Annotated in this window: 4 protein-coding genes; 2 read left to right on the plus strand and 2 right to left on the minus strand. The window is 72.1% G+C overall.

Annotation, left to right across the window (positions count from 1 at the left end):
* Positions 1-166 precede the first annotated feature (166 nt).
* Positions 167-781, plus strand: coding sequence for a glutathione transferase GstA (gstA, locus tag QZ500_RS17720; RefSeq protein WP_295857111.1), 615 nt, complete (start codon positions 167-169; stop codon positions 779-781).
* A gap of 115 nt (positions 782-896) precedes the next feature.
* Here gstA and QZ500_RS17725 read toward each other — a convergent pair whose 3' ends face one another.
* On the minus strand, positions 897-2,093 hold the full coding sequence (locus QZ500_RS17725) for a YbfB/YjiJ family MFS transporter (protein WP_295857115.1): 1,197 nt from the start codon (positions 2,091-2,093) through the stop codon (positions 897-899).
* 41 nt (positions 2,094-2,134) lie between these two features.
* Positions 2,135-4,006, minus strand: a complete 1,872-nt coding sequence (locus tag QZ500_RS17730) for an ABC transporter ATP-binding protein/permease (RefSeq protein WP_295857112.1) — start codon at positions 4,004-4,006, stop codon at positions 2,135-2,137.
* 225 nt (positions 4,007-4,231) lie between these two features.
* Here QZ500_RS17730 and QZ500_RS17735 point away from each other — a divergent pair, with 225 nt between their 5' ends.
* Positions 4,232-5,368: an alkene reductase gene (locus QZ500_RS17735; protein ID WP_295857113.1), complete on the plus strand. Its 1,137-nt coding sequence runs from the start codon at positions 4,232-4,234 to the stop codon at positions 5,366-5,368.
* Positions 5,369-5,437: the final 69 nt, after the last annotated feature.

A 5,437-nucleotide genomic window follows, 5' to 3' on the forward strand; every position in this document is an offset into this window, starting at 1 on the left:
GCAAGCTTAGGAGGGGAGGTGTTCGGTGTCGGTCGGGCGCCCCCGCCTCGATGTGTAGGACGCCATCCAGGCACGCGCGGCGAGTGGGCCGCGCCGGCCCCGCAGCCGCTAGCATGGCCGGCCCGCCCCGTGCGGCAGAGTCCTTCCCATCCTCCACTCCAACACCATGAAGCTCTACTACAGCCCCGGCGCCTGCTCCCTCTCCCCCCACATCGCGCTGCACGAAGCCGGCATCGCCCACGAGGCGATTCCCGCGCCGACCAAGACGCACCAGTTGCCGGACGGCACCGACTACTACACGATCAATCCGCTCGGCTATGTGCCGCTACTCGAACTCGACGACGGCACCCGCCTGCGCGAGGCGGCGGTCATCGTGCAGTACGTGGCCGACCTGGCACCGCAGAAGAACCTGGCGCCCGCCGCCGGCACCCTCGCCCGCTACCGTCTGCAGGAGTGGCTCAACTTCATCGCCACCGAACTGCACAAGGGCACCGGCCCGCTGTTCAACCCGGCGACGCCCGACGAGATGAAGAAGGCTGCCCGCGAGAAGCTGCTGTCGCGCTACACCTGGGTCGACGGCCAGCTCGCCGGCAAGCAGCACCTGGGCGGCGACCATTTCTCGGTGGCCGACGGCTACCTGTTCACCGTGATGACCTGGGCGCCGAAGGTCGGCCTGGACCTGGGCAGCCTGGCGAACCTGCAGGCACACCACCAGCGCGTCGGCGCCCGGCCGGCGGTGCAGGCCGCACTGCAGATGGAAAAGCAGAACGCCCCGGCCTGAGCACCGTGCGTCCGCGGGCCGCGCCGGCGGTCCGCGGCCGTGTCCCCGAAGCGCATTTCCAAGGCCAACCCCAAGGCCAATCGGGCCCCAGCGCCCGCCCCAACTGCGCAGGCAGCTATCGTTCCGATAGCGGGCGCTGGCGCCACGCCAGCGCCGCGCCCAGCCACAGCGTGCAGGCCGACACCGCCAGTCCGCGGGTCAGACCGCCCGCCCCGTCGGCGACCCAGCCCACCACCGTCGGTCCGGCGATCTGACCGGCGGCGAACACGACGGTGAAGGCGCCGATGCCGCGCGCCCACTGCGCGGCCGGCAAGTTGTGCCGCACCAGCGCGGTGGTCGAGGCCACCACCGACAGGAACACCCCGCCGAACACGATGCCCGAGGCCAGCAGCGCCGGCCACCAGCCGGTCACCGCCGGCAGCAGCGCGGCCAGCCCGAGCAGCGCATTCAGCCGCGCCAGCGCGCCGCCGCCCCGGTGCCGGTCCAGCAGCCGCGCCCAGACCCAGGACGACGCCACCGTCGCCGCGCCCAGCAGCGCGTAGAACAGCGTCACCGCGCCCGGGGACACGCCCTGCGTGCGCAGCAGCGCCACGACGAAGGTCATGTAGCCGATGTAGCCCGCGCCGAAGCAACCGTAGCCGGCCAGCGCCCAGCCGAAGGCCCGCGGCGCGAATATCCGCTCCGCCGGCACGCCGCCGGCCGCCGCCACTGCCGGACCGGCAGCCGCCGCCAGCACCCGCGCCGGCCAGCGCAGCACTACCGTCGCCGCCGCGCAGCCCGCCGCCAGCGCCCACCACGCCCAGGCCCACGCATGCGGCCGGCCGGCGGCCGCCTCCAGCGCCACCGGCACCAGGAGCGCCGACAGCACGATGCCGAAGCCGGTCCCGCCGTAGTACAGGCCGAGCAGCAGCCCGCTCTGCCCCGGCCGCAGCGTGCCCAGCCGCGCCGCCAGCCAGCCGCCCGCCACGAACACGCAGGCGCTCGCCACGCCGGCGAGCAGCCGCTGCACCAGCAGCGCCGTCGCATCGGCGAAGAAGCCGCAGGAGGCCATGAACAGCGTCGCGCAGGCCGCGCCCGCGACCATCGTGCGGCCGGCGCCGACGCGCTGCAGCAGCCGCGGCGCGGCCAGCGCGCCCAGCAGGTAGCCGAGCGCGTTGGCGGTGTTCATCGCCCCGGCCAGGGTGTAGGACCAGCCGAGGTCGTCGCGCATCGGCGGCAAGAGCAGACCGTAGGCGAAGCGGGTGATGCCCAGCGATACCGCCGCGCCGAGCGACAGCGCGAGCGCGAGGCGCAGCGCCGCCGCGGCCTCCAGCGGGGCCGGTCCGGCGCCCGTCCCCCGGTCCTCACCGCCGCTCACGCAGCCACCGCCCCGACCTGCGGCACGAACGGCGCGCCGCCCTGCCCGGCCGGCGCCCGCCGGTACTGCAACTGCCGCGCATGCCAGCGCGCCACCGTGCTGCGGTGGGCGATGCTGACCAGCGCCGCGTCGGGCAGCCGCTCGGCCAGCAGCGCGTACATCGCCGCCTCGGTCTCCTCGTCGAGCGCGGAGGTCGCCTCGTCCAGGAACAGGTAGTCCGGCCGCTGCAAGAGCGCGCGGGCGAAGGCCAGGCGCTGCTGCTCTCCGGGCGACAGGCGCAGCGACCAGTTGTCGGTCTCGTCCAGCCGACCCGCGAGCGCGTCGAGCCGCACGTCGTGCAGCACTGCCCGCAGCGCCGCCGGGTCGTGCGTCGCGCCGGGCGACGGGTAGCTGAGCGCGTCGGCCAGCGTGCCGGTCGGCAGGTAGCTCTTCTGCGGCAGGAACAGCAGCTGCGCGCCGTCCGGATGCACCACCGTGCCCTGCCCGTACGGCCAGATGCCCGCCAGCGCCCGGAACAGCACGCTCTTGCCCGAGCCCGACGGCCCCGACACCAGCCAGCGCTCGCCCGGCCGCACCGTCAGCGAGAACGGCGCGGTGAGCGCGGACTGCGCGGCACCATCGGCACCGCCCGCCTCGTGCGCCGGCAGGCCGAGCACGACCTCGCGCACCTCCACGCCGCCGCCGCCGGCCGCCGGCGCCACCGCGATGCCGGTGCGGCCGTCGCGGGCGCGCTCGTCGCGCTCGGCGGCGTCCATCGCGTCGTGCAGGTCCAAGAGCCGGTTCGACGACGCCTGCCAGTTCACCAGGCTCGCATAGCTGTCGACGAACCACGACAGCGCGCCCTGCACCTGGCCGAAGGCCGAGCTGATCTGCATCAGGTCGCCGAGCGTGATCTGCTTCGCAAAATAGCGCGGCGCCGCCACGATCAGCGGGAACACGATCGCGATCTGCGCATAGCCGACGTTGACCAGCGTCAGCCGCCGCAGGTAGATCATCAGCCAGTGCCAGTTGTCGCGGATGCGCTCGAAGCGGCCGCGCAGCTGCGCGTTCTCGGTCGCCTCGCCTCGGTAGAGCGCCACGCCCTCGGCGTTCTCGCGCAGCCGCATCAGGCCGAAGCGGAAGCCGGCCTCGGCCTGCTCCTGCCGGAAGTAGAGGCCGATCAGCGGCCGGCCGACCCTGTGGGTGATCCAGGAACCGGCCGCCGCATAGGCCAGCGCCACCCACACCATGTAGCCGGGGATGGTGATGTCGTGCCCCGCCACCGCGAACGACAGCGGCCCCGAGATCGTCCAGAGGATGGTGATGAACGACACCAGCGTGACCACCGAATTCAGCAGACCGAGCGACAGCGTCAGGCTGTCGCTGGTCAGGCTGCGGATGTCCTCGGAGATGCGCTGGTCGGGGTTGTCGGCGCTGCGTGTCTGCTCGATGCGGTAGTAGGCCTGGTGCGCCATCCAGCGGTCGAGCACCTGCGCCGTCATCCAGGTGCGCCAGCGCATCTGCAGGCGCATCGTATAGAACTGCTTGAACACCGCGATCACGATGAAGGCCGCCGCGATCGCGCAGAACTGCGCCAGCGCGACCTTGAAGCCGGCGAAATCGCGGGTCTCCAGCGTGTTGTAGAAGACCCGGTTCCAGTTGGTGAGCCAGACGTTGGCCGCCACCATCGCCAGGTTCAGCCCGACCACCAGCGCCAGCAGGCCGAGCGCGGCGCGGCGGTCGTCCGACCGGGTCCAGTAGGGCTTGAGCAGCCGCCAGCTGTCGGCGAGGCGCAGCCGGCCGCGTTCGTCGCCGGCGCCGGTCGGGCCGGCGGGCCCGGCGGAGGCCGCCGCGGGGACAGGGGGAGAAGCAGGCAGATCGGGGGTCATCGGAAACGTTCTCTCGAGGGGGTCGTCGTCCAGGCCGGAAACAGATCGGCACGCAGGGCCGTCGCGGGTAGCGCATCCTGCCACCTCCGTGCCGGCAGCAGGTCTTTGCACTTGCGGCTACGCTGGAAGGCGCCACGGGCGGCCGGTGGATGCCGGCCCGCCATCGTGGACCGCGCCGCTGAGGCCGGCCTTAAAGAACGTTTCTCCCACAAGAAGGCTTTGCGCATGTCGAACCCCTCCTCTTCTGCTTCTTCCTCCACGTCCGCCCTGTACGAGCCGGTGCAGGTCGGCGACTGGCAGCTCGCCAACCGCGTCGTGATGGCGCCGCTCACCCGCAACCGGTCGCCCAACGCGATCCCCCGCGATATCACCGCCACCTACTACACCCAGCGCGCCACCGCCGGCCTGCTGATCACCGAGGCCACCGCGATCAGCCAGCAGGGCCAGGGGTATTCCGACGTGCCGGGCCTCTACGGCACCGAGCAGCTCGACGGCTGGAAGAAGGTGACGCAGTCGGTGCATGCGGCGGGCGGCAAGATCGTCTGCCAGCTCTGGCACGTCGGCCGCGTCTCGCATGTGGACCTGCAGGAAGACGGCGCCGCACCGGTCGCACCCTCGGCCATCGCGGCGAAGACCAAGACCGTGCTGATCAAGGACGGCGTGCCGACCTTCGTCGAGACCTCCATGCCCCGCGCGCTCGACGCGAGCGAGATCCCGTCCATCGTCAAGACCTTCCGCGCCGCCGCCCGCAACGCGGTGGAAACCGCCGGCTTCGACGGCGTGGAGATCCACGGCGCCAACGGTTATCTGCTCGACCAGTTCCTGAAGACCGGCGCCAACCAGCGCAAGGACGACTACGGCGGCAGCATCGAGAACCGCGCCCGCTTCCTGCTGGAAGTGACCCGCGGCATCGTTGACGACCTGGGCGGCGGCAAGGTCGGCATCCGGCTGTCGCCGGTCACCCCGGCCAACGACATCGAGGACGCCGACCCGCAGCCGCTGTTCGACTACGTGGTGCGCCAGCTCGCGGGCCTGAGCCTCGCCTACCTCCATGTGATCGAGGGCGCCACCGGCGGCCCGCGCGAAGTGGAAGGCCGCCCGTTCGACTATGCCGCCCTGAAGGCCGCCTACCGCGAGGCTGGCGGCAAGGGCGCCTGGATGGTCAACAACGGCTACGACAAGGCCTCGGCCGAACAGGCCATCGCCGACGGCGCCGACCTGGTCGCCTTCGGCCGGCCCTACATCGCCAACCCCGACCTGGTGCGCCGCCTGAAGGAAGGCGCGCCGCTGAACACGCCGGACAAGAACACCTTCTACGGCGGCGGCGAGAAGGGGTATATCGACTATCCGACGCTGGACTGATCGTCCTGTCGGTTTCAGGTGCTTTCGGGCTTCCAGCGCCCGTCGCACCTGCGCAGGCAGCTATCGAAA

Origin of the sequence: uncultured Xylophilus sp., from assembly GCA_913776965.1 — a bacterium.
In the GTDB taxonomy this organism is placed as follows: domain Bacteria; phylum Pseudomonadota; class Gammaproteobacteria; order Burkholderiales; family Burkholderiaceae_C; genus Xylophilus.